Here is a 24,361-nt window from a genome sequence, read left to right on the forward strand (position 1 = left end):
TCGACAGACCCTAGCCATTATTATTTAATTGAAGTAGCTCAACCGTGTTGGTAGTCAACTCACCTCCAGCACGCTGTGCTCCACCAATCAAGTAAATGCCTTCTTGGGTGCTAATAGCACCTAAGCCATGACGTGTTGAGGTCATTGATATAGGCAAAGTTTGCCATTTATCGCTGGTAAAGCAGTACTCCCATACCTGTTTAAAGGTTTTACTATGCATGATAGTTAACCCTGCACGGTTGATACTGTAATTATATTGCTCTCCCCCAAATACATACACTTTATTGTTGTAACTAGCAGCTGCGATACCTGATGAAGCAAAAGGCGTTGGGGCGAGTTCAAACCATTTATCTGTTCGCTGGTCATAAAAGTCAACACGAGTTTGGTTTTGATGCCGCTTTTGCTGTATACGCCCTCCAATTAACAGACAACCACTGCTCATTGCAACACATGCGCCTGAATTTCTGGCAAGAGGCAGTGGTGCGGCTTGTTGCCACTTTGTGCCGTCAAAAAAAACGTGACTGTTAATGTCAGTTAAATGACCATGTACGATGCCTCGTCCAGAAATGACGTGTGCATTGTCGCCAATTCTTACATAACCAGACTCGGCTTGTGGATTAGGAAGTGGTTTTGAAGTGTGCCAGTGATCCTCTAAGTTAGAAAGTACAAAAGTGTCTGCGCGAACTTGCCAAGGGTTAGATTTGCTGGCAGCAAAGCCTCCGATTGCCAGTACTCCCTTTTTTGTAGTGATTAATCCTAGATGATGTCTTTTTACAGGTAACTCAGGTCCCAATCGCCAAACTTGTTTGCTCAAGTCAAATAAATAGCAAGCACTGGATGCATCCATAACTCCCATTGTTGCATGTTCTATAGTACTTTGTTCAAGCGCACCAGCTAAGACAAGGTTATTTTTATACAAGCAGGGGTAAAGTTCTTGAATTTGTTTGGGTAATCGGGGTTTGTTAATCCAGTTTACATTATTATGAAATGAGCTTGCCAATAAGCTTGGCGAACATGCTAATAAAGAAAATTGGGCAAACTTGCGAATAAAAACTCGACGTTTCATAATCATCCTTTTTGGGTACAAATGAAACGATAACAAATATTCTGACGTTTACAATAAGACTTTTTTATTATAAGAAAATTATTGTCTTGGAGGGGAGTGAATAATAATTTGATTTTAGGGTACAAAACAGCCCACTCTTCGAGCAGGCTGTTTAGAATGTTAATTAAGCATTTTGCAGCGCAGTATGTGCATCAACATATTCCATGTTGAAAGCTTCAGCAACTTCTTTGCAAGTGATTTGACCGTTTAATACGTTCAAGCCATCCATAAAGTGCTTATCTTGAAGTAGCGCCGCTTTATAGCCTTTGTTCGCTAGTTTGATGATGTACGGGAGTGTTGCGTTATTTAGTGCAAAAGTAGAGGTACGTGGAACAGCACCAGGCATGTTTGCTACACAATAATGAACTACTTCATCCACGATATATGTTGGCTCAGCATGAGTTGTTGCCTTAGAGGTTGCAATACAACCGCCTTGGTCGATTGCAACATCAACGATTGCAGCACCTGGCTTCATTGCTTTGATGTGATCAGCAGTTACTAGTTTAGGTGCCGCTGCACCTGGGATTAGTACACCGCCAATAACAAGGTCTGCTTCCAAAACATGTTTCTCAAGCGCATCAGCTGTTGAGTAAATTGCTTTTGCTTGGCTGCCAAACTGTGCGTTAAGTGAACGTAATACATCAATGCTACGGTCTAAAATAGTGACATCAGCACCTAAACCTACAGCCATTTGTGCAGCATTACGGCCAACCATACCACCACCAATTACAACTACTTTTGCTGGTTCAACACCCGGTACACCACCTAACAACATACCGCGGCCTTCACGTGACTTTTCAAGTGCTTGAGCACCAGCTTGAATAGACATACGACCAGCTACTTCAGACATTGGTGCCAGTAGTGGTAAACCGCCACGTGGGTCAGTCACTGTTTCATAAGCGATACAAATAGATTTGCTTTTCACAAGATCTTCAGTTTGTGGTAGGTCTGGGGCTAAATGCAAGTATGTGAATAGGATTTGGCCTTCACGTAGCATTGCACGTTCAACAGCTTGAGGCTCTTTAACTTTTACGATCATATCTGCTTGAGCAAATACTTCTGCAGCTGTATTTAATACAGTTGCGCCTACTTCTACATAGTCTTCGTTAGTGAATCCGATACCGATACCAGCATTGTCTTCAACGATAACCTGGTGGCCATGGTTAATTAGCTCACGAACACTCGCAGGAACCATACCTACACGGTACTCGTGGTTTTTAATTTCTTTAGGTACACCAATAATCATAATAAATTGCCTCTAAAGCAGAACGGGATAAAATTTTCGACTATTATATATATGCATTAGTAGTGTGTCTCACCTTTTTACGCTAATGTTGTAGTGTTATTAACTAATTTAATTCATTAGGCAGAATAAAAGACTATAAAAATGCATCAACAATTAGATCGAATCGACAGGAAAATATTAGTCGAATTACAAAAAGATGGTCGGATTTCTAACGTGGAACTTGCGCGGCGCATAGGTTTGAGTGCTACGCCTTGTTTGGAGCGAGTAAAAAAACTTGAAAGAGAAGGTTATATTAGAGGTTATAAGGCGGTAGTTGATCCTACTAAGCTTGGACAAGGGTTGCTGGTTTATGTAGAGATCACAATTAATAAAAATTCGCCAGATGTGTTCGATAAGTTTAATCAAGCGGTGCGTCAACATGACGAGATTATAGAGTGCCACTTGGTATCAGGAAACTTTGATTTTTTGCTTAAAACACGCGTAACCGATATGTCAGAATATCGCGGGGTGCTGGGTGAAATCTTATTAAAACTGCCTAATGTGAGTGAAAGTCGTACTTACGTTGTGATGGAAGAGGTAAAGGGTGAGGAAGGCGAAATCATAAAACCCTATGCACCATGAGCCTTTTCTTGTTAAGGTGTGCCTAGTAAATTGCTAATAAAAGAACAAAAATAGGGGAAAACGCCAGTATGCGTCTAAATGGTGTACAACGCCTCCTTGAAACCGGATTAATTATCAGTACTGCTGCTGCCATTTTTATTTTGTGTGCATTGATAAGCTTTGACCCGGCCGATCCGGCATGGTCACAAACAAGTGAATATGTTCAAGTAAACAATGTAACGGGCTCGGCAGGTGCTTGGGTCGCTGATATTTTATTAGTAAGCCTTGGTTGGCTTGCTTTTTTGGTCCCAGCGGCCATTCAAACTCTAGGTTATTTATTATTTAAAAAGCCACATAAAATCTTACAGCTAGACTATACAACCCTTGGGCTGAGGATAATTGGTCTTACCTTATTCATTACCTCAGCAAGTGCCATCAGTAGTATCAACTTTGACGATATATTCAGTGTCTCTTCAGGTGGAGTGGTAGGGGATGTTGTTGCGGGTGCAATGATGCCTGCATTTAATTTTACTGGTACATCTATTTTACTGCTGTGTTTTTTCTTTGCTGGTTTAACATTACTTACAGGGGTTTCTTGGGTTGAGTTTGTTGATTATCTGGGTGAAAAGGTCATACAGTTTTTCAAATGGCTTATGGCAAGGTTTGAACAGCGTGATGATCAGGAAATGGGGCCTGAACGTGACCATTCACAACCGACTTTATCAAAACCAATTGAAGAAATTGATAGTTCACAGGAGCAAGAGCAAACTGTTCCAGTAACGCAGCATGAGCAAAAACAGTCCACCAAATTATTGAGCTTAAAAGAAAAGCTTTTTTCTAGCAAAAATGAAACTAAGCTTCATCAAACGCCTGAGCCACAAAGTGAAGCGGCACCTGCACACAATAATGTTTTTGATGAACTAGATGATATCCTTGAACAGGAAATTAATTTTTCAGCTATCGATGATGAGGGCTTTGATACCGCTTCTGCACTCAATGCCTTAGATGAGTCTGCGGCAGAACCGGTAAAAGAAACCACGGTGGTTTCACCTGCTAGACCTTTAAAATCGAGTAAACCAGCTGAGCCTAAATCTACTTTTAAACCTGAACCTACGGCAAAAGAAAAGTTTGAAGCATTGCTTGAAGAACGCCCACCAATGGAGCCTTTGCCTTCTTTAGATTTACTTGACCGGCCAGATAAACAAAAGAATCCAATATCAAAAGAAGAGCTAGATGCAGTATCACGTTTGGTTGAGGTAAAGTTATTAGATTTTAATATTCAAGCTAGTGTGGTTGGTGTCTATCCCGGCCCTGTTGTAACACGTTTTGAGCTAGATTTAGCTCCAGGTATTAAGGTAGCTAAAATTACAGGGCTTGCTAAGGATTTGGCGCGCTCATTATCAGCTGTGAGTGTGCGCGTGGTAGAGGTTATTCCAGGTAAAACTTATGTTGGTTTGGAGCTGCCAAATAAGCATCGTGAAATTGTACGATTATCTGAAGTGATAAACGCGCCAAAGTTCGAGCAAAACGCGTCTCCGCTTACGATGGTATTAGGTAAAGATATCGCGGGTCAGGCGGTGGTTGCTGATTTGGCAAAAATGCCACATTTATTAGTTGCGGGTACTACGGGGTCGGGAAAGTCAGTGGGCGTTAATGTGATGATATTAAGCTTACTATATAAATCGCCTCCTGAAGACGTACGTATGATCATGATTGACCCTAAAATGCTGGAGTTGTCTGTTTATGAGGGGATCCCTCATTTGTTGTGCGAGGTTGTTACAGACATGAAAGAAGCCGCCAATGCACTGCGCTGGTGTGTGGGGGAAATGGAGCGACGCTATAAGCTGATGTCGGCATTGGGTGTGCGAAATTTGAAAGGCTACAATCAAAAAGTACTAGATGCGAAAGCGGCAGGTCAGCCAATTTTAGACCCCTTATTTAAAGATACCGATGGCATGGCAGAGGGGCCACAGGAATTAGACAAATTGCCTAGCATTGTAGTGGTGATTGACGAATTCGCTGACATGATGATGATTGTTGGTAAAAAAGTTGAAGAGTTGATAGCACGTATTGCGCAAAAAGCACGGGCTGCAGGTATTCATTTAGTCCTTGCAACACAGCGTCCATCGGTTGATGTTATTACGGGCTTGATTAAAGCGAATATTCCTACTCGGATGGCGTTTCAGGTTTCTAGTAAAATTGACTCTAGAACCATCTTAGATCAGCAAGGTGCAGAAAACTTGCTTGGTATGGGTGATATGCTGTACTTACCGCCGGGTACCAGTGTACCTGTGCGTGTACATGGTGCGTTTGTAGATGATCATGAAGTGCATGCCGTAGTGAGTGATTGGAAAGCGCGTGGTAAGCCTAACTATGTTGAAGAAATATTGTGTGGTGATGCAACTGAGGATATTTTACTTCCGGGTGAAGCATCTGAAAACGCTGATGAAGAGTCAGACCCTCTATATGATGAAGCGGTTGGATTTGTGATTGAATCAGGCAAAGTATCAGTTTCAAGTGTGCAGCGCAAGCTACGGGTTGGTTATAATCGTGCTGCAAGGTTGGTTGAACAAATGGAAGCTTCAGGTGTGGTTAGTGCACCAGGACATAATGGAGCACGAGAAGTACTCGTGCCAAAAGGTGGAGCAAATTAATGAAAATTAAAAGTAAATTATTTAAGTGTAGTGTCATGCTATTTAGTGCAGTGTTAAGTGTGAGTGCGGTGGCTGATGCAGCAAGTGATTTAAAAGCGAAGCTCAGTAACATCAATACTTTTGAAGCTGAGTTTTCGCAAAAAGTGTTTGATGAACAAGGAAACTTGTTACAACAGGGTTCAGGGAATATTGCATTGGCACACCCGTTAAAAATTCGTTGGCAGCAGCTACAGCCAGATGAAACCTTGTTTGTATCCGATGGTAATAAAACTTACTACTATGATACGTTTGCAGATCAAGTAACTGTGATGAATACCAGTGGGTTAATTGATACCACACCTTTTGTGCTCCTTACTTCACGTGCTGATGAGCAATGGGCTAAATATCAAGTTTCTCAAACCCAGACTGGTTACAAAGTTACTCCAAATCAAGGTATTGAATCGCAGGTTGAGGTGTTAGAAGTAGAATTTTCAAAGCAACACAGTTTAAAAGCAATCAGTGTAAAAGATGTATCTGGACAGACATCAAGTTTTAGCTTTTCTGACGCGCAACTAAATAGTCAGTTGCCTGTCGAGCTATTTAGTTTTGTGGTGCCACAAGGTGTTATTGTTGACGATCAGACGCAAGGTGAATAAGTGCCGTGAGTAGTCTCGGTTTTGATTTCGCTCCAGATGTAAGACCGTTGGCCGCCCGAATGCGGCCAACTTGTTTATCACAATATATTGGCCAGTCCCATATTTTAAATCAACACCAACCGCTTTATAAAGCGATTGAGGCAGGTCGCTGTTATAGCTTGATTGTTTGGGGTCCTCCGGGAGTGGGTAAAACAACCATTGCTGAAGTCATTGCATATCATGCTCAAGCTGAGCTTACGCAACTATCAGCTGTTACCTCAGGCGTTAAAGAAATTCGTGAAGCGGTTGTCGAAGCAAAAGGTCGCTTAGTGCAAGGGCGCAGAACGTTGCTGTTCGTTGACGAAGTTCATCGATTTAATAAGTCCCAGCAAGACGCTTTTTTACCTCATATTGAGGATGGCACTTTTATTTTTATAGGTGCGACAACAGAAAACCCCAGCTTTGCGTTAAATAACGCTATATTGTCTCGTACTCGTGTATACACCCTCAAAGCGCTTTCTCAAGATGAACTGGTAACAGTATTAACACGTGCTTTGGAACAAGACGAACAGCTTAAACATCTATCTATTAATATTTCTCCCAAGGCGCTCAATGCACTTGCTCAAGCCAGTTCAGGAGATGCACGTAAAGCTCTAAATTTGCTTGAACAGGCCGTAGATTTAGCTGAACATCAGGACCAGCAAGTAGTCATTGATAGTCAAGTATTAGAGCATGTTTTACCTAGCCATTTGGCAAAATATGATAAAGGGGGAGATATTTTCTATGATTTGATTTCCGCTTTTCATAAATCAGTACGTGGCAGCAGTCCTGATGCAGCGCTGTATTGGTACTGTAGAATTTTAGCTGGTGGCGGTGATCCTCTTTATGTTGCTAGACGGCTGTTAGCGATTGCAACAGAGGACATAGGTAACGCAGATCCAAGAGCGATGCAAGTTGCGCTTAATGCATGGGATATTTACCAGCGAGTAGGTCCCTCCGAAGGAGAGCGTGCAATTGCTCAAGCGACGATTTATCTTGCCAGCGCAGCAAAAAGTAATGCAGTTTATATAGCGTTTAATCAAGCAAAACAAGATGCAATGAGCGACCCCGACTTTGAAGTGCCAGTGCATTTGCGCAATGCCCCAACAACATTAATGAAAGAGTTAGGGTATGGCGAAGAGTACCGTTATGCGCACAATGAGGCTGGCGCTTTTGCTGCGGGCGAGAACTACTTTCCAGAGCAAGTTAAAGATAGGCAATATTATCACCCCAGCGATCGTGGACTTGAAAAGCAAATAAAATCTAAATTAGAGTATCTACAGCAACAAAACCAGCAAAGTGACGCGAAAAGGTATAAAGATGATTAAAATGTACCTTACTATTGCATTAGGTGGTGCACTAGGCGCCTGTTTAAGGTTTTTCATTAACGATATGATGCTAAAACTCTTGGGTAAAGGATTCCCTTTTGGTACATTGACCGTTAATATTCTTGGTTCACTGTTAATGGGCATTCTTTACGGTTTAATAGAAAGACAAATTATTACCGTTAGCCCCGCCAAAACACTTATTGGTATTGGCTTTTTGGGTGCATTAACAACGTTTTCTACATTTTCGATGGACTCTGTGCTGCTGTTGCAGCAAGGGCAAATTTTGAAAATGGCTCTTAATGTCACACTCAACGTTGTTGTGTGTATTTTTATGGCTTGGTTGGGCCTTTGCTTGGTCATGCAAAAAGGTTAAAAATAGCAAATGTTAGATTCAAAATACTTACGTCAAGACATAGTAGAAGCAGCTGCACGTTTAGCTAAACGTGGTTTTGCTCTGGATGTTGAAACAATTAATGCGTTAGAAGAAAAACGCAAAGCATTACAAACTCAAACACAAGAATTACAAAGTGAGCGCAATAGCCGTTCCAAAGCGATTGGTCAAGCAAAAGCCAAAGGTGAAGATGTCCAGCCATTACTCGATGCTGTTGCAAACTTGGGTGACCAACTAGCGGCCGCAAAAGCTGAGCAAGATAGTATTCTTACGCAATTAAACGATATTGCAATGGCACTTCCTAATCTTCCGGCGGAGGGTGTTCCAGAAGGTAAGGATGAAGATGATAATGTTGAGATTTTAAAATGGGGCAAACCAAAGCAATATGACTTTGAAGTGAAAGATCATGTTGATTTAGGCGAGTCGCTAGGCAAAGGCTTAGATTTTGAAGCGGGTGTTAAATTAAGTGGCGCGCGCTTTACAGTTATGCGAGGCGGGGTTGCGCGTATGCATCGTGCGCTTACGCAGCTAATGCTTGATACGCATACCGACAAAAATGGCTATACCGAAATGTATGTGCCTTTACTCGTTAACAAAGACAGCTTATTTGGCACAGGTCAACTCCCTAAGTTTGCTGAGGACTTATTCCATACCAAAGGCCTAGTAAATGATGATGGTATTGAGCAAGATGGTTTTAGTTTAATTCCAACTTCAGAAGTACCGCTGACTAATTGTGCTCGTGATGAAATCTTTGATGAAAAAGAGCTACCAGTGCGTATGACTGCGCATACTCCATGCTTTAGAAGTGAGGCGGGCAGTTATGGTCGCGATACTCGAGGTCTTATCCGTCAACATCAATTTGATAAAGTTGAATTAGTACAGCTCGTTAAGCCAGAAGATTCAATGGCGGCACTTGAAGAGCTAACAGGTCATGCAGAGCAAATCCTACAAGTATTAGAGTTACCTTATCGTAAAGTTGTGCTTTGCACCGGTGACATGGGTTTTGGTGCGACTAAAACTTACGATTTAGAAGTTTGGCTACCGGCACAGAATACCTATCGTGAGATCTCTTCTTGCTCAAACATGTGGGATTTTCAAGCCCGTCGTATGCAGGCGCGTTTTCGCCGTCAAGGTGAAAAAAAGCCAGAGTTACTGCATACGCTTAATGGATCAGGTTTGGCTGTAGGTCGTACTTTAGTGGCTATTTTAGAAAACTATCAGCAAGCAGATGGCAGTGTTGTAGTACCTCAAGCATTACGCCCATACATGGGTGGGTTAGAAGTAATTAATTGAAAATTTAAGTAGGGCGTGTTGATTTTTGCTGTGTGCTTTTGCAGTAGTCATTCGGGTGTTTTGGCAAGCCAGAACCTGCGCCGCATATTATTCTATGCCAGCCTTTGATTTGAATGAAATTCATACCTCAAAGTTCAACACGCCTTAGTCTAAAAGCACTCGTCAATTTGAGTGCTTTTAGATTCTCACAAAGATTATTATTTGTGTATTTATATCAAGACTCATTTTCAATATTCAAATAGTGCTTATTTTTACCACACACTTTGTTTGTAGCGACTTCTATATATCCACATATTTCGTAACTAAATTTGTCTGGCTCAGAGGCTAGCTTCAAGTTACCGGTTGAGAAGCCTTGTTCTTCTATACGTTTATTTATTTCACCTGAGGGTAAATAAAATGTCATTTGTGTATTTGGTTCAATGACAATGGGTGTATAAATTTTATGTTTTAAAACGTAGAAGTCAGCTTTAATTGCTTTTTTTGTATTATTACTAACAATAACCTCGATCGTTAAGTTTGAAGGCTGGCAACCTAAAAGATTAAATAAAGTATAAAATACTACTAATAATATATTTTTTTTCATAGGTTGCCCCATAATATGATTAGTTTAACCAGTATAACTGACCAGTATTTTTTTTGGTTATTTTTTACTTTGTTTTCAACACGATTAATTAACGTAGCATCAGATGTATACAAAATAGAATCATTCCAATGCCAGCAATCGCGCCCTTCTTTATTATTGTGTAAATCCATTCTCTGATGCTCGCTTTCTAAGTTACCGTCACGTGCATACTTATTGAGTTCATCTTGTGTTTTTTGTTCGTGGGCTGTTGCAAATTGATATGCCCAAAACTCGCTAATATATTTACTCATCAATGCATTCCATATAGCGTGCCGAAATGCATCAGACTCATCTCCTAGGCCATTGTGTCCATATTTATTATTGGTGTATGTATAAGCCTTATCTTTGGTAACATCGGTCAGGTAAGCATTTGCAGGGTTTGAGACAATTAATGCTTTTTCATAGATGTTTAAACTATTCCATTGCGAGCGTATTACCTCAATATATAAGGGTGATACGTATAAAAAACCTTTTTTATCTGTGAATGCTCGTGCTTGTTCAAGTGTTTCTTTAGATGGAAGCGCATCTAGCAAGTTGATCACTTCTTCAACAGATAAATGTGGATTTTGTTGTTTTACTTGCTCGATAAATTGGTAAAACTTAGCTTTTGACTGCGAGTGTGGTAGAGAAGCATAGTGTGAGTTTTGCATTATAGATAGTATATTTACTTGCTGCGAAGCACGACTCTCAACCTGTTGAGTATTTTTATTAATATCATTTTCGTGTGCATAGCTATGAGTACAGGCTAAGCTGATAGATAAGCCAATTAATTGTAGTTTATTCATAAATCAATCCTTGTATATTACCTTGCTATAGTAGAAATTATTTAAGTTGACGAAAATGTAAAATTGCTATGTAAGCAATTTTACAGGTTTAGCGTCTATATAATTGCAGTGTTAATAATTGTTGGGGTGCTTCAGTGGTTTCATTAACAACTGCTAGTCACTTTATAACTGATGTCATTTAACATTTCAATATCCCTACTGCAATGAATTGTAAGTGTTACTAATATTCAAATACTATCTATTGTTTCGTTATTTAGGATCTACTCATTGAGGTTATAATCGTAATCCGCAATAATACTTAATCATTTATGGGGCTACATCTGACATTGGCTACGTTAAAATTTCTGTTCTAGAAAGATTAAATAGCAAAATTTCTACCTTGCCTATATCTACAAGGTTTCATTGCTTAAAAATAGATCACATAATTAATTGGACTGTTATAAATGAGTTTCTTGCAGCATGCTTGAAAAGCGATATAAATTTCAACGCAATGCCGCTTGGCTTATTTTATTAACCTCTAATTGTATAGGTATGTTATCAAGCTTGACACTTATTTGCGGCTGAACTCGTTATACCAATACAGGAAGTATACGATGACATTTCAATGTTGGATCGTCGATTATGAAGTTGCTGCACACAAAGGGCTCACTATTGCACTCAAGTCATACAGTGAATTTTCTGTATGTGAGCATTATACGCGATTGATGAATTATCACTGCGGATAAACAATACTGTAGACGTTGTATTTTAGATATTGAGATGCCAAGGTCGAATGGCTTTGCTTTTTTTGAGTATTAGCAGAGTGAGTTGCCTTTGATTGTTTTTGTTACAGCACATCAGCAATGTGCTTTACAGGCATTTGCAAAGAATGCCTTTGATTACTTACTCAAACCAATTGATAGTATTCCGTTTAACATTTTGATTGAGCGATTGCGTGCCAGACTCAATGAAAAATCACATTATGAAGAATTGCAAGAAGCATGTAACGATCATGTTGGGAAACAAAATACTATAGCAGTACAAACTGATGAAGTACTGATTCAGGTTAAAATCTCCCATATTGTTTATTTTCAAGCGGTAGGTGACTTTGTGTTTATTAAGTTATTAAATCAAGATTTATTAACACGAAGTACGCTTAAAATATTTGTTGCTCGGTTATCTCAACAAGATATTGCACAAATTCATCGTTATTATGCAATTAATATCAATATGGTGCTGCGGCTGGAAATTACAAACTTTGGTGATGGATTAATTTATTTAAATTCAGGTGATATACTGAAAGTGAGCCGATGCTATAAAAAAGTTTGTTAGCTTTTTTATAGAGAATAGACAAAACTTGTCGGTTTCTTGTCTATCTCTTATATTTAATTTCAGAGGAAGACACATGAATAATAGAGAAACTAAATCTACCATACCAATTACTTCGCCATGTGTACGCAATTGTTGTTTAGACGAACATGATATTTGTTTAGGGTGTTATCGCACGTTAGATGAAATATTGGCATGGGGAAGTGCCACTAATGAGCAGCGTGCATTAATATTATCCCGTTGTGAAAAACGCTGTCACAATGAGATTCACTCCGATCATGATAAGAAAGGTATTTAAGTGAATTCAAATCTACTTCATATCTAAAGTTATGGCCCTGAAGCTTAAGAGAATCTACTCATTTAAATAACATGCATTCAGCAATATCTTGTAGTTGTAATAAAGCAACTCGACCTTAAGTTCTACACTGTCTAGGGTTTCTGCGTTAGGTTGTCATACTTAACCAAGTTGATTCTGGCTGTTTATAGACTATCGACTATTAAAATTTGTACTATACTTTTTTCAAAATACGTCATCGAATTAATACTTTATGAATTTTCGTTGTATTTCAGTAATAGCTGTTATCTATGTGGGTTTTTCTAACGCACAAACTCAAAGTGTTGAGCAAGGCTCGTTGTTTTCATTAGCATTTGAGGAGCTATTAGAGCTAGAAGTATCAGTTGCTGCAAAAAAGAGTGAACCTTGGTTGTCTTCATCGGGCACGGTATACGTTGTGAGTCGAGCTGACATTGAAAGCTATGGTTGGCGAGACTTAAAAGAAATATTAGCGAGTATTCCAAATATGGACTATTTCTATCAATGGAGCTGGTTACCTGGCGGGCAACGCGGATTTACAGGCAATATGTCCGGTACCTTGATGTTAATTGATGGTAGAGAAGTTCAAAATCTACTCGCCAATGAGGCGTTTATTATGAATAACTTCCCAGCAGCGAGAATTGAGCGAGTAGAAGTACTGCAGGGGCCAAACTCCACATTATATGGTGGCAATGCGACTCAGGGTGTTATAAACGTAATTACACGTCTTGAGCAGCAAGGCAATGAGTTATTTCTACTTGGTGGTGAAGTCGGTACTCGGCACGCACATCTGCTACTGAATCATAAAGAAAATGATTTATCTGTGTCGCTAAGCGCGAGTTATTTTGAAAGTAAGCAAGATTATACTCAAGTGAAAGAGTTTGTCATGAATACATCTGAATTTAGTCGCAGTAGTAAAGATCCGTTAAGAAACTTAGACTCAGAAGCATTTAGAAATGATGAACAAAACTATACCCTTGATGGCAAGCTAAGTTATCAAAATGTGTATATGGGCGCTAATGTTAGTAGGGCAAAGAATGTGAGTGGTATAGAGGCGGTAGCCTATGACTATATAACAGGCGATGATTCTAGAAGAGGTTATGAGAACTATTATGTGGGCAAAGCGATTACAGTAAGTCCTCAATGGCAAGGTACTGTGGAGCTGAGCTACTTTCGAGAATACAAAGAGAAAGATAGGCTCACAACGGTTGTACCTGAGGGGGCAAGTCGCTACCAAGACCTTATTCAATATAATGAGCGAGAAGACATTGGCCCTTCAGACCGGGTGAGGTTGAATACGCAGTGGCAGTATCAAGTAAGTGAACAGTCGGATGTGATTTTTGGCTATGATGGCTGGCGTACAGTTATTGGCAGGAAAGTGAAATATCGAGAAATCGATGGACAGATTACATTATTTACGCCAACTGAGTGGGCTAAAGAAAAAGAAAAATCAAAAAAACATGCGTTATATGGGCAATACTCAAAGACGCTGAATTGGGATAATAAAAGTCTGAAACTAAGCGCAGGGCTTAGATATAATCAGCAAGACTTTACTAATTCAGCTTACCTGCCGCGCGCCAGTGTAGTGTATCAAAATGACGACACTCAAGCCGTCAAATTGACTTATGGTGAGGCATTCAGACCGCCAACAATATTTGAATTTGATTTGGTTGTAGATGATGAACTTGAGTCGCAAACCATGAAAATGACAGAATTGAATTGGAGTAAAAGTTTTATTTACAATGATATTCAGTTTGCAAATATTGCAGCGCTTTATCATATGAAAGCGGAAAACTTCTATGAAAAAATACTCGATCCAATACAGGGTATTTGGCAAACTCGTATTACCGGCAAGCATAGTATTTATGGCTTTGAAAACCAATTAAAATTTCAAATGAATAATTGGCAAGGGCAGTTTAGCTATCGTTATGTGAAACCTGATGATGAAGAGGTTGGGGCACAACGGCAAGTTTTGAATGTACCAAAATATAAAATAAAACTTGGGTTGGTTTATCGCCTTACCGATTCGTGGCGAATAGCTGGTTTTGTTGATCACTGGGGCGCAACTTATACCGAGGCCAATCTACTCAATACCGGTGATACTGGTATTGAAAAAGTCGAATCTTGGGCAACGCTCAATATGCATATTTTTAAGCAGACCAAGCGCTACTCATATGGCGTGTATATTGAGAACGTATTTGATGAAGAGTATTTTCACAGCAATGGGCGTGGTACATCTCCAGTAAAATACCCGCAAGCTCCCAGAAATTTACGCTTTCAGTTTAGTTATACATTTTAGTCTGTTTGATTGCGGCTTAGAGGGTGGTAAATAACAGGGTAAACTCGCGAAGGTATTTTGAACAACGTAAAAAAGTAAATTGGATTCATTAAGAACAACTAAATAGCAAAATTTCTGCTTTTTCTATATTGATTTAGGTACCTTAGCAAGAGTGTTGCTATCGATCAGGCTTCATTGCCTCAAAGTAACTCACTTAATTAAGCGAATTGATATAGTTCTGTATAACTCAATTATAATAAATAGATATATCCAATGACTGTCAAATATCGTACAAGTACGTTATTTCTTTTTAAAAAGGAAGCTAATAATGTGTGGAAATGACATAAGCAATACTTAATACCTAAGCATTGCTTATATAAGATTGCGCTACTCTTTTAAAGAAATTGATTTAGCTTCAATGTTAATTTTGCCTTGTTTAAAAAGGCCGCCAATGGCTTTTTTAAAATTTGCTTTGCTGGTGGCAAAGGCTTTTTTAATTTGTTCTGGATCAGACTTATCCCCTAAAGGAAGATTTCCGCCATTATCTTGAAGGGCTTGTAAAATTTGCTCGCCTAAGCCAGTCACTTTTTCCATACCTGGCTTTTCAAGTACGACGTCAATTTTACCATCTTCGCGTATAGATTTTACGAAGCCCGTTAGTTTTTGACCTACAAACATGCGCTTAAAAACAGTGTTAAAAAACACCACGCCAAAGTGCAGTTCATTGATAATTACTTTGTAGCCAATGTCAGTTTTAGCAGCGACGATAAGCCGTACTTCTTGGAGTTTCTCATAGCTGGGTTCAGTTTTATTCACGAACTTATTGAGGTTGCTAGAGGCACATATGCGTTGGCTTGCATTATCTAGGTAGAGTTTGACTAAATAGCTGCGACCTTCTTGCATTTTTGGCTTTTGTTCATTGAACGGCGCTAACACGTCTTTATCGATGCCTATATCCATAAACGCACCGACAGTCGACAGTGCTTTTACACGCAACAGTGCAAACTCACCAACTTGGGCAACCGGCGTTTTGGTGGTTGCTGTGGGGTGACCTTGTGAATCTTGATAAATAAAGACTTGTGCGCTGTCGCCTGCTTCTAGATGTTCTTCAAGTTCAGCAGAAGGTAAAAATACTTCACCTAACTCATTACCATTTAAATAGGCACCTTCAGCGCAAATTTCACTGATCATTAATGTTTCAATACGACCTAACATGTTTATTCCTCAGTTGGTTTTGGTTTGCGACGAAGTGGGGTATTGCCATCTATATTAAAAGGAGCAGGGATGGCTTTTTTAACTTTAGCTTTGGATTTTGTGACTTTTTTAAGTGGCTTTTTGGCAACAGGCTTGTTCGCTACGGGCTTGTCAACTTTTGGTTTAGCAGGTCTAAAGCCTTTAAACTTAGCCTCTAAACCCTCTACTGTCGCAAACTCTAGCTTATCATTTAGGTAATTTTTAATTGCAACAAAGCTATTCCAATCTTTTGGACCTACTAATGAGATAGCAGTGCCTTTAAATCCAGCACGACCTGTACGACCAATTCTGTGTACATACTCTTCAGCTTGTTTAGGTAAGTCAAAATTAATCACGTGAGTAACACTTAACAAATCTAATCCACGTGATGCGACGTCAGTGGTCACCAGTACTTTAAATAAACCACGGCTAAAGGCATCCATAATGTCTAAGCGTTTATTTTGCGCCAAATCGCCAGCCAAAGCGGTTGCTTTGATGCCAAGCTCAGATAGTTGCTGGCTAATACGTACCGTGTCGGTACGAGTGGCGGTAAAAATAATGCATTGGCCAACGTCTTTTTGAGTGACAAAATGGGTTAATAAAGCATCTTTATGATCTAAATGGTCTGCAAAGAATAGGGTTTGTTGAATATCGCCATGCTGTTGATGCGCATCGCTTAAAATAATTTTTTTCGGCGTTCGTAATAAATTACGTGAAGTCACTTCAACTTGTGCGTGATCAAGTGTGGCGGAGAACAATAAAGTCTGACGTAATCTATGGTTTGCTTCGTCATTGATTTTGTTCAATTGTTCTGCAAAACCTAAATCAAGCATGCGGTCAGCTTCATCAAATACTAAAAGTTCTAACCCAGCAAGCTGAAGTGAACGCTGTGCGAGATGATCTCCTATGCGACCAGGAGTGCCAATTACAATTTGTGGATCCTTGCGTAGAGCTTTAACTTGGTCATTGAAATTTTCACCACCAAGTACCTTCACTACGCTGATGCTTGTACCGGCAATTAAAAGTCGACATTGTGTAAAAACTTGGGTAGCCAGTTCGCGAGTTGGTGCAATGATAAGTACACGAGGATCACGCTTACTAAGGGCTTTCTGTTTCATTACGCGATGCACCGCTGGCAGTAAAAATGCTAGCGTTTTACCTGAACCCGTTTTAGATTGTGCAAATACATCGTGCCCGGCAATTGCCGTTGGAACTGCTTGGCTTTGGATCTCGGTTGGTGTCGTGATCCCCTGATGGGCAAGTTGTTTTTCTAGGCGGGTTTCTATGCCTAATTCGGTAAAGTGCAAAGCGTTTTTCTCCAAAACTTATACGGATAGTAGCCAGCCATTATAGCAAAGCTATGTACTGTACTGATAGCAATAAAGTGATTTGCGTCTCTGGTTTTTGCAATTATCGTAAAAATACGTAAAATACGCGCCCTAGCGCCGGATTTACGGTTCGGTTTATGTGCGCTTGATGTTGATGATAAGCATCAAATGCGAAGTTTAAAGCTGAAAATTAGGAATTACTTTATGTCTAAGCCATTTGTGGTTTGCGCCATGTACAAATTTGTGTCGTTGCCAAACTTTGAAAAAATTCGCCAACCTTTACATGATGTGATGGAGCAAAATGAAGTTAGAGGTACTTTATTGCTTGCTGCTGAGGGTATTAACGGCACTGTTGCTGGAACGCGAGAAGGTATTGATCAATTATTGGCTTGGTTAGATAAGCAACCAAACTTAGATAATATTGTTTATAAAGAATCTTACGATGAAACCTGTCCGTTTTACCGCACTAAGGTCAAACTAAAAAAAGAAATAGTGACAATGGGTGTCGAGGGCATTGATCCACTCCAAGTAGTTGGAAGCTATGTAAAACCTCAGCAATGGAACGAATTGATTTCAAATCCTGATGTATTGGTAGTAGATACACGTAATGATTATGAAATTGAAATTGGTACGTTTAAGCATGCGATAGACCCTAATACAAAAACATTTCGAGAATTCCCCCAGTGGGCACAAGAAAACCTAGACCCAAGTAAACATAAAAAAGTAGCGATGTTTTGTACAGGTGGTATTCGCTGTGAAAAATCAACGGCCTATATGAAAGAGCAGGGTTTTGATGAGGTGTATCACTTAGAGGGTGGTATTTTAAAGTATTTAGAAGATGTCCCTAAAGAAGAGTCTTTATGGGAAGGTGAGTGCTTTGTATTTGATAATCGCGTTGCGGTTGATCATGATTTACAAAAAGGGTCATATGAGCAATGCCACGCATGTCGTATGCCTATTACTGAGCAAGAGATGCAATTAGATGAGTATATGGAAGGTGTATCTTGCCATCACTGTCATGATTCACTGACAGATGAGCAGCGTGCTCGTTTTGCCGAGCGCCAAAAACAGATGGAGCTTGCGCAAGCTCGTGGCGAGGGACACATAGGGCATGAAGCTCAAGAAGTTCTACGTCAACGAAAAGAAGCAAAACAAGCTCAAAAAGAAGCGCAGAGAAAACAATCAGCTTAGTTCGTATGATACGTTAAAAAGTAACATGAAGCCGCAGCAATTACTGCGGCTTTTTTGTTGCATTTGCAACCAAATGTCATGCTTTCGTATGGTTGTGTTTAGCAGTGAATATTTGTTAGGCTAATTGTGTCTCCAATAACAATAATAGTGATGGACATGGGCAATTTGTTTTTAAAAGAGCGAGAGCGCTGGTGGATCTGGTTAATATGGAGCGCACTTGGCGGTTTACTGAGTGGCTATATTCTAAGTTTAACCAAACAGCAGTTACTTGGTTTTGTCGTTCCTTGCTTATTAGTATTGTCTATTGCTATCTGGATGAATTATATGCAACGTTTTGAGTTTTTTAGAGCATTTAAGATATTATTTTTAGTGGTTAGTGTTTCTTTTACTCCATTATTACTAAATGCACTAATACCTGCAAATGAAGTCGCGATTACTGTTGTTAAGGGTAGTGTATTGTTCGTCTCAGGTTTATTACTAAGTTTGATATGTGCCTGGTTTGCGAAAAGACCTAAGCAATATTATTGAAATATACAAAAAAGTTAAGTTAGTACTTTACAGCCACAAGTAAAACCACTAATATGCGCGCCAACAACGGAGAGATGGCTGAGTGGTCGAAAGCACCGGTCTTGAAAACCGGCAAGGGTTTGTAGCCCTTCTAGGGTTCAAATCCCTATCTCTCCGCCACCTCATTCCCAAAACCGCCTTATTGGCGGTTTTTTTCGTTTGGAGGCAGTGATGTCAGCAATAGTAGTTAAACACGCAAGTTTATGGATTGTATTTGGATTTTTCTACTTGAGTGGCTTAGAAATGGCCCTGCGCTTAGCCATTGACGGTCAACAATATCCAACATTATTAAAAACACTCGGGCTGATTTTTATTTTTAACTTATTAGTTGGACATTTAATTACCAAATATGAAACTTATTGGCCGATGTTAGCATCTGTTACAGTCAGTTTGGTTGGTATTGCAGGTTTTGGTTATTATTACACGCAGCGGCTTGTTCAATATAGCGTTGAACTTGGGTTAGGGCTGGCGCTAAGTTTACCTTTAGCGACATTTATTGTGCAAAAGTTCAAAGCTCAGCAAGCAGATAATGCTTCTTGAACGCGTTTAAACTCATCATTTGCTATGGTACACTGCCCGCGTCTTATAATAGAAACGAAAGTGAATTAATTTATGTCAGATTTATTTAATACAGATGCTGAAAAAGCAAGCTACGGAATTGGCTTACAAATGGGTGAGCAACTTAAAGCAAATCCTTTTGAAGGCTTAAACCTGCACTCAGTATTTGAGGGAATGAAAGACGCATACGCAGGCGATGCGTTCCGAGTTGAGATCCCTGAGATCCAAGCTGCCTTTGAAAAAATAAACACAGAAATTCAAGCTCGTCGCGAAGAAGAATCAAAAGTACTTTCAGCAGAAGGCGTTGCGTTTTTGGAAGAAAATGCTAAGCGCGCTGAAATCACGGTAACTGAATCAGGTCTTCAATATGAAGTAATAACAACAGGTGAAGGTGCAAAACCAACTGCTGATTCAAAAGTGCGTGTTCATTATCACGGTACTTTAGTTAATGGTACTGTATTTGATAGCTCTTACGATCGTGGTGAGCCTGCTGAGTTCCCTGTGAATGGTGTGATCAAAGGTTGGACTGAAGCATTACAGCTAATGCCTGCTGGATCAAAGTGGCGTTTATATGTTCCACATGAACTTGCATATGGCGAACGCGGTGCAGGTGCAGCAATAGCACCTTTCTCAACGCTTGTATTTGATGTTGAGTTATTAGACGTATTATAATCACCAAGTTGTGATAACGTTCTACGTAAAAGCCCAGTTTAACTGGGCTTTTTCAATTTTACATATCGAAGTTTGCTATCAGTAGCTAATAATTTTTAGTTATTTTTAGGAAAGTATCTAAGAAAATAGCAACGTCGACTCATGAAACAGCCGTTGCGATTAGTCAAAGTCAAGTGAACTTAGTAGAACAACAAACGGGTATTCAGACTATTGCATCGGTGGCAGAGCAAATGAGTGCGAATGTACAAGGTATTGCTTTATCAATGAGCGAAAATTCAGAGTATGCGAAAATGGTAGCACTGGAATCTGTTGCCGGGCAAGAGGTTGTGTCGGACGCGGTGAGTGTAATTCAACAAGCGTCCGAAGATATGGCAAAGTCTGCACACACAGTTGATGAACTCAATGAATGTGTTGGTAGCATTTCTAGTATGGTTGATATGATCCAAAGTATTGCTGAACAAACTAACTTATTAGCCTTGAATGCAGCGATTGAAGCGGCAAGGGCAGGTGAACAAGGGCGTGGTTTTGCAGTAGTGGTAGACGAAGTAAGAAGCCTTGCAAGTAGAACACAAAAGTCGACGGAAGAAATTTCAGCATTAGTATCTGAATTGCAATCAAGCTCAAAGCATGCTTCTCAAGTGATAACGCAAGGAAAAGAAAATGCCATACAGGGCGCGAGCAGAGCTGAAGAGATAAAGCGGCACTCAGCAAAATTGTAGACCAAGCAAAAAAAGTAGAGTCTGTTACCGAATCTGTTTCTATAACTACACAACAGCAAAGCGACGCAATTGAAGAAGTGAGCAAAAATATTACGGATATTTTTCAAAAAGCGACTGAAAATGTTGCTGGAACTGAACAAATAGCCGTTTCTGCATCTAGTATTGCAGAAGCTGCTATGGAAATGGACGACTTGATTGATAGATACAAAGTACGGCGGGTTGAAGGCGACGAATATTATTAACTTGTTTAATTATTTTGTGAAACTAGCAGCGCCTTAAGGGCGCTTTTTATTGACTTTTTCTTTTAAAATACACGACACAAATATTAAAACCCTGTCGCTAAATGATATACTGGTCAGCCTAAGTATTTTAGTGCTGCAAAGCGACTGGCGCAAATGCTGGTGGTGATTCAAACTTTAAAATGAGTATAGTAGCTTATGTCATTCCTTCCTTGCCCAAAATGTCAGTCTGAATATGTATATCAAGATCAAAATAACCTCGTATGCCCAGAATGTGCACATGAGTGGAACCCATCAGAAATTAAAGAAGAACAGTTGCTCTGCGTCAAAGACGCAAATGGAACCTTATTGTCTGACGGTGACAAAGTGACCGTTGTAAAAGATCTCAAAATTAAAGGCAGTTCACAAGTGATTAAAATTGGCACTAAGGCTCTAGTGAGACGAGTTTTAGATAAAAAAGATCATGAACTAGATTGCAAAGTAGATGGGGTAGGTGAAATGATGGTGACTGCAAAGTTCGTGAAAAAGGCATGACCTTGGTTCATAATGTCCAGTTTTGTTAATGTCTGGTATCGGCGAAAAAATATAAACACCCATGTTCATAAAGTGAAGGAGCTAGAACTATGTATGAAATGTTAGTAGGTTTGGAGGTTTCAGATAATGAAATTTATGCGCAATATAGAGCGGCCATGAAACCTATTTTAGCCACCTTTGAAGGGGCTTTTGGGTATGATTTTATGGTGTCAGAGGTGTTACTCTCACAAGTAAGTGAACCAATAAATCGTGTTTTCACAATTAACTTCCCAACTCAGCTATCAGCCAATAATTTTTTTGAAGATAATGACTATCAAAGTATTAAGAGGCAGTATTTTGAAGCATCTGTACGCAATACGGTGATTATTGCCAGCTACGAAAAACAAGCTTAGTAGCTCTGTATCGTTCACATGGATAGTAATTCTAGCGGACCAGAATGAAAAACTGTGTGAACGACATTTGGGGTGCCTAAGAGACTAAATACATCTTGCAGGCTTGGGTAAGCCAGCAATTTTAGTTGCTTGTTTTGCCGGGCCTTTTGGAAATAGTTTATATAAATACATACTGTTTCCTTTATCTTCACCAAGCTTCTTGGCCATTGCTTTTACTAACATGCGTATTGCTGGGCTGGTATTATATTCTTCGTAAAAATCGCGAACAAAATTGACTACTTCCCAATGAGCTTCACTTAGAGTTATGCCTTCTTGCTCTGCAATAATGGGCGCGAGTTCTTTGTGCCATTTCGTGTGGTCAAGTAAATAGCCTTGTTTATCTGTATCGATTGTTTGATTGTTAAATTCTATCATTTGTTACCAAGTTATTGATTTTTTAGCGCTATCAATAAGTTCAACCCATTTGATATCACTGATTAAGTTAATCCCATCTTTAGGAGTGATGCCCCTAGCAACTGCACAGTTTGTAAGCATAAAATGTTGCCCCGCCAGTGTGCTATAGCTGTGGTGGTCATAACAAGCATCCCCAATAAGCACGATTGCATCTTTATTGGTTACAAGGTGCTCTAAATTTAAGTTTTGATAGTAGGTAGCAGGCTTAGCGAGTAAGTGTACAGTTTCAAGAGTCATAAGTTCACCACAAAGTTTTGTTGCTGTAAAAGTTGTTGCTGTTGTTGTTTACTGAGCGCAATAGCTGTAATATTTAATTGCTGCTTATCTAGTTGATATTTCTCCATAGCGTCTGCGCAAACATATATTTGTTCAATATCATATATCTCTAGCGTTTTGATGGCTTTAAAATAGTCTTTTAGCCCAATATGGCTTGCTGATTGAGGCTTTTTTAAAGCCAGCACCGCGCTATCTAATAACAGCCATGATATGTTTTGGTCTATTGCTGCATATATTAATGTGGTGTCTAATGCATCACGTATTTTTTGCCTATCAAACGGGCTGGTTGTACTGATAACTAATACATTTTTCATTTGAATTGCACCCATTTATCGGCTTTGGCGCTTAACATAGCAAATTCAGCCAATCCAGCCACTTTAAATAGCCCTGTATTTTTAACATCTATTGCGCGTTTTTCAGCAGCTGTAACACACAACAACAAAGTAATATCTAAGTCAGCGAGTGCTTGCCATGTAGCCTGAACATTGAGTTCGTCCGAAGAAAGCTGTAAATACTGAGATGCGTGACTGACGGCATCTTGGTATAGAAAAATACAGTCAATTTGGTGACCGCTTTGTATTGCGGTATGCGCAAAGCGAGATAGTTGCTGTAAGCAGTTATGATCTGCAATATCACTATGTAAAGATAAAACAAAATTACTCAAAAGATGACCATAAAAAAAGCCCCATAATGGGGCTTAGTTTACCAGATGTGGCTGGTTAGTCATTATTTGCGCCTAAAAGAGCAAGCAATGAAGTAAATAAATTATAAATGCTAAGGTATAAGCCAACTGTTGCTAACACATAATTAGTCTCACCACCGTTGATGATACGACTTGTATCATAAAGGATAAAGCCCGACATAATCAGTACTACAGCAGCATTAAGAGCCATAAAAGCGATACTGCTTCCAATAAACAGATTTACCAAGCTTGCAATAACTACAACGATTAAGCCAACCGTTAAAAAACCACCCATAAACGAGAAGTCTTTTTTAGTAGTTAGTGCATATGCAGATAAACCAAAGAAAATTAAAGCAGTTGAACCCAAAGCTTGCATGATTAACATGCCACCATTTGGCATCGCTGCATAATGGTTAAGTAATGGTCCTAAGCCAAAGCCCATAATACCTGTAAATAAGAAAACTAAGCCAACTGCTGAAGATGAGTTTGCTTTTTTGTGAATTACAAAAATTAAACCCAGACCAACGAGTGAGCATATAATGCCAGTAAAACGAGGTAATGCCATTGTCATTGAAATACCGGCAGTGATGGCACTAAATGCCAATGTCATTGCTAGAAGAAAGTATGTATTCTTTAATACTTTATTAGTTTCAATGGTCGACATTGCCGGCTGAGCAGTATCGTACGAGTGATTGAACGCCATGGTTAAACTCCTTAGTGAGCAAATGTTCCAATAATTAAACTGAGTTAAGATTACCAAGAGTTATATGGTTCGGCAAACATTGTCGATCAAATAGAGTCGTGAAATTAGAAAAAGTTCCATTAGATATTAAAAGTTGCTTTACATTTGAGCAAATGTGAGGTTTTTTGAACACTTAAACTTTTTTTTGCAAAAAAAGCTTCACATTATCGATTGGATTCTCTAATATTCGCCCCGCTGC

General features: G+C 39.5%; 29 protein-coding genes and 1 tRNA gene. 19 read left to right on the forward strand and 11 right to left on the reverse strand.

Going from position 1 to position 24,361, the window contains the following annotated elements; genetic code table 11:
- Positions 1-10 precede the first annotated feature (10 nt).
- Both SANK73390_RS09100 and ald read right to left on the reverse strand, forming a co-directional pair.
- Positions 11-1,066 carry a Kelch repeat-containing protein gene (locus SANK73390_RS09100; protein WP_462765604.1) on the reverse strand — a complete coding sequence of 352 codons (1,056 nt, stop codon included), beginning with the start codon at positions 1,064-1,066 and terminating at the stop codon, positions 11-13.
- A 163-nt stretch (positions 1,067-1,229) separates the two neighbouring features.
- A complete protein-coding gene (ald, locus tag SANK73390_RS09105; RefSeq protein ID WP_462765606.1) occupies positions 1,230-2,351 on the reverse strand; it encodes an alanine dehydrogenase in 1,122 nt (373 codons plus the stop codon).
- Positions 2,352-2,492: 141 nt separating this feature from the next.
- On the opposite strand from ald, the gene lrp reads away from it, so the two are divergent.
- The 6 genes from lrp (at position 2,493) to serS (ending at position 9,270) form a co-directional block, all read left to right on the forward strand.
- Positions 2,493-2,972, forward strand: a complete 480-nt coding sequence (gene lrp, locus SANK73390_RS09110; RefSeq protein ID WP_261592416.1) for a leucine-responsive transcriptional regulator Lrp — start codon at positions 2,493-2,495, stop codon at positions 2,970-2,972.
- Positions 2,973-3,040: 68 nt separating this feature from the next.
- Positions 3,041-5,605: a DNA translocase FtsK gene (locus SANK73390_RS09115; protein ID WP_462765608.1), complete on the forward strand. Its 2,565-nt coding sequence runs from the start codon at positions 3,041-3,043 to the stop codon at positions 5,603-5,605.
- Entirely contained in the window at positions 5,605-6,240 is a 636-nt protein-coding gene (gene lolA / locus SANK73390_RS09120) for an outer membrane lipoprotein periplasmic chaperone LolA (protein ID WP_462765610.1), read from the forward strand. The genes SANK73390_RS09115 and lolA overlap by 1 nt, the downstream gene beginning before the upstream one ends.
- 5 nt (positions 6,241-6,245) lie before the next feature.
- Positions 6,246-7,586 carry a replication-associated recombination protein A gene (locus tag SANK73390_RS09125; protein WP_462765612.1) on the forward strand — a complete coding sequence of 447 codons (1,341 nt, stop codon included), beginning with the start codon at positions 6,246-6,248 and terminating at the stop codon, positions 7,584-7,586.
- A complete protein-coding gene (gene crcB, locus SANK73390_RS09130; protein WP_462765613.1) occupies positions 7,579-7,959 on the forward strand; it encodes a fluoride efflux transporter CrcB in 381 nt (126 codons plus the stop codon). Before SANK73390_RS09125 ends, crcB begins: the two co-directional genes overlap by 8 nt.
- Before the next feature lie 9 nt (positions 7,960-7,968).
- Positions 7,969-9,270: a serine--tRNA ligase gene (serS, locus tag SANK73390_RS09135; protein WP_462765615.1), complete on the forward strand. Its 1,302-nt coding sequence runs from the start codon at positions 7,969-7,971 to the stop codon at positions 9,268-9,270.
- 214 nt (positions 9,271-9,484) lie between these two features.
- Here the strand turns inward: serS and SANK73390_RS09140 are convergent, their stop codons facing one another.
- The gene (locus tag SANK73390_RS09140) at positions 9,485-9,853 is read right to left on the reverse strand and encodes a hypothetical protein (protein WP_462765617.1); all 369 of its coding nucleotides are present in this window, start codon (positions 9,851-9,853) and stop codon (positions 9,485-9,487) included.
- Positions 9,850-10,677 carry a DUF6973 domain-containing protein gene (locus SANK73390_RS09145; RefSeq protein WP_462765619.1) on the reverse strand — a complete coding sequence of 276 codons (828 nt, stop codon included), beginning with the start codon at positions 10,675-10,677 and terminating at the stop codon, positions 9,850-9,852. Before SANK73390_RS09145 ends, SANK73390_RS09140 begins: the two co-directional genes overlap by 4 nt.
- Before the next feature lie 593 nt (positions 10,678-11,270).
- Here SANK73390_RS09145 and SANK73390_RS09150 point away from each other — a divergent pair.
- The 4 genes from SANK73390_RS09150 (at position 11,271) to SANK73390_RS09165 (ending at position 14,597) form a co-directional block, all read left to right on the forward strand.
- Complete coding sequence (locus SANK73390_RS09150) at positions 11,271-11,402, forward strand: hypothetical protein (protein ID WP_462765620.1); 132 nt, start codon at positions 11,271-11,273, stop codon at positions 11,400-11,402.
- A gap of 88 nt (positions 11,403-11,490) precedes the next feature.
- Positions 11,491-11,988, forward strand: a complete 498-nt coding sequence (locus SANK73390_RS09155) for a LytR/AlgR family response regulator transcription factor (RefSeq protein WP_462765621.1) — start codon at positions 11,491-11,493, stop codon at positions 11,986-11,988.
- A gap of 73 nt (positions 11,989-12,061) precedes the next feature.
- On the forward strand, positions 12,062-12,283 hold the full coding sequence (locus SANK73390_RS09160; RefSeq protein WP_462765623.1) for a DUF1289 domain-containing protein: 222 nt from the start codon (positions 12,062-12,064) through the stop codon (positions 12,281-12,283).
- A gap of 250 nt (positions 12,284-12,533) precedes the next feature.
- The gene (locus SANK73390_RS09165; protein ID WP_462765625.1) at positions 12,534-14,597 is read left to right on the forward strand and encodes a TonB-dependent receptor plug domain-containing protein; all 2,064 of its coding nucleotides are present in this window, start codon (positions 12,534-12,536) and stop codon (positions 14,595-14,597) included.
- Positions 14,598-14,963: 366 nt separating this feature from the next.
- Here SANK73390_RS09165 and SANK73390_RS09170 read toward each other — a convergent pair whose 3' ends face one another.
- Both SANK73390_RS09170 and SANK73390_RS09175 read right to left on the reverse strand, forming a co-directional pair.
- Positions 14,964-15,797 carry a CvfB family protein gene (locus SANK73390_RS09170; protein WP_462765652.1) on the reverse strand — a complete coding sequence of 278 codons (834 nt, stop codon included), beginning with the start codon at positions 15,795-15,797 and terminating at the stop codon, positions 14,964-14,966.
- Entirely contained in the window at positions 15,794-17,116 is a 1,323-nt protein-coding gene (locus tag SANK73390_RS09175; protein ID WP_462765627.1) for a DEAD/DEAH box helicase, read from the reverse strand. Before SANK73390_RS09175 ends, SANK73390_RS09170 begins: the two co-directional genes overlap by 4 nt.
- Positions 17,117-17,341: 225 nt before the next feature.
- Here SANK73390_RS09175 and trhO point away from each other — a divergent pair, with 225 nt between their 5' ends.
- The 9 genes from trhO (at position 17,342) to SANK73390_RS09220 (ending at position 22,009) form a co-directional block, all read left to right on the forward strand.
- Positions 17,342-18,328, forward strand: coding sequence for an oxygen-dependent tRNA uridine(34) hydroxylase TrhO (trhO, locus tag SANK73390_RS09180; RefSeq protein WP_462765629.1), 987 nt, complete (start codon positions 17,342-17,344; stop codon positions 18,326-18,328).
- A 126-nt stretch (positions 18,329-18,454) separates the two neighbouring features.
- Positions 18,455-18,856, forward strand: a complete 402-nt coding sequence (locus SANK73390_RS09185; RefSeq protein WP_462765631.1) for a hypothetical protein — start codon at positions 18,455-18,457, stop codon at positions 18,854-18,856.
- 68 nt (positions 18,857-18,924) lie between these two features.
- Positions 18,925-19,015: transfer RNA gene (locus SANK73390_RS09190), tRNA-Ser, on the forward strand.
- Positions 19,016-19,066: 51 nt separating this feature from the next.
- Positions 19,067-19,435 carry a hypothetical protein gene (locus SANK73390_RS09195; RefSeq protein WP_462765633.1) on the forward strand — a complete coding sequence of 123 codons (369 nt, stop codon included), beginning with the start codon at positions 19,067-19,069 and terminating at the stop codon, positions 19,433-19,435.
- Positions 19,436-19,507: 72 nt separating this feature from the next.
- Positions 19,508-20,125 (forward strand): FKBP-type peptidyl-prolyl cis-trans isomerase, encoded by a 618-nt coding sequence (locus tag SANK73390_RS09200; protein WP_261593446.1) that lies wholly within the window; start codon positions 19,508-19,510, stop codon positions 20,123-20,125.
- 173 nt (positions 20,126-20,298) lie between these two features.
- Positions 20,299-20,844, forward strand: coding sequence for a methyl-accepting chemotaxis protein (locus SANK73390_RS09205; RefSeq protein ID WP_462765636.1), 546 nt, complete (start codon positions 20,299-20,301; stop codon positions 20,842-20,844).
- Between the two features lie 77 nt (positions 20,845-20,921).
- A complete protein-coding gene (locus SANK73390_RS09210) occupies positions 20,922-21,086 on the forward strand; it encodes a hypothetical protein (protein ID WP_462765638.1) in 165 nt (54 codons plus the stop codon).
- 195 nt (positions 21,087-21,281) lie between these two features.
- Positions 21,282-21,617, forward strand: a complete 336-nt coding sequence (locus tag SANK73390_RS09215; RefSeq protein ID WP_462765640.1) for a zinc ribbon domain-containing protein YjdM — start codon at positions 21,282-21,284, stop codon at positions 21,615-21,617.
- 89 nt (positions 21,618-21,706) lie between these two features.
- The gene (locus SANK73390_RS09220) at positions 21,707-22,009 is read left to right on the forward strand and encodes a DUF1330 domain-containing protein (RefSeq protein ID WP_462765641.1); all 303 of its coding nucleotides are present in this window, start codon (positions 21,707-21,709) and stop codon (positions 22,007-22,009) included.
- Positions 22,010-22,093: 84 nt separating this feature from the next.
- On the opposite strand, the gene SANK73390_RS09225 is transcribed toward SANK73390_RS09220, so the two are convergent.
- The 5 genes from SANK73390_RS09225 to SANK73390_RS09245 are packed head-to-tail and all read right to left on the reverse strand — an operon-like array spanning position 22,094 to position 24,123.
- Positions 22,094-22,423 carry a TusE/DsrC/DsvC family sulfur relay protein gene (locus tag SANK73390_RS09225; protein ID WP_462765643.1) on the reverse strand — a complete coding sequence of 110 codons (330 nt, stop codon included), beginning with the start codon at positions 22,421-22,423 and terminating at the stop codon, positions 22,094-22,096.
- 3 nt (positions 22,424-22,426) lie between these two features.
- Positions 22,427-22,699, reverse strand: a complete 273-nt coding sequence (locus SANK73390_RS09230; RefSeq protein WP_462765645.1) for a DsrH/TusB family sulfur metabolism protein — start codon at positions 22,697-22,699, stop codon at positions 22,427-22,429.
- A complete protein-coding gene (gene tusC, locus SANK73390_RS09235; protein WP_462765647.1) occupies positions 22,696-23,052 on the reverse strand; it encodes a sulfurtransferase complex subunit TusC in 357 nt (118 codons plus the stop codon). Before tusC ends, SANK73390_RS09230 begins: the two co-directional genes overlap by 4 nt.
- Complete coding sequence (tusD, locus tag SANK73390_RS09240; RefSeq protein ID WP_462765649.1) at positions 23,049-23,402, reverse strand: sulfurtransferase complex subunit TusD; 354 nt, start codon at positions 23,400-23,402, stop codon at positions 23,049-23,051. Before tusD ends, tusC begins: the two co-directional genes overlap by 4 nt.
- Before the next feature lie 55 nt (positions 23,403-23,457).
- Positions 23,458-24,123: a Bax inhibitor-1/YccA family protein gene (locus SANK73390_RS09245; RefSeq protein WP_462765651.1), complete on the reverse strand. Its 666-nt coding sequence runs from the start codon at positions 24,121-24,123 to the stop codon at positions 23,458-23,460.
- Positions 24,124-24,361: the final 238 nt, after the last annotated feature.

It is taken from the genome of Pseudoalteromonas sp. SANK 73390, assembly GCF_054966645.1.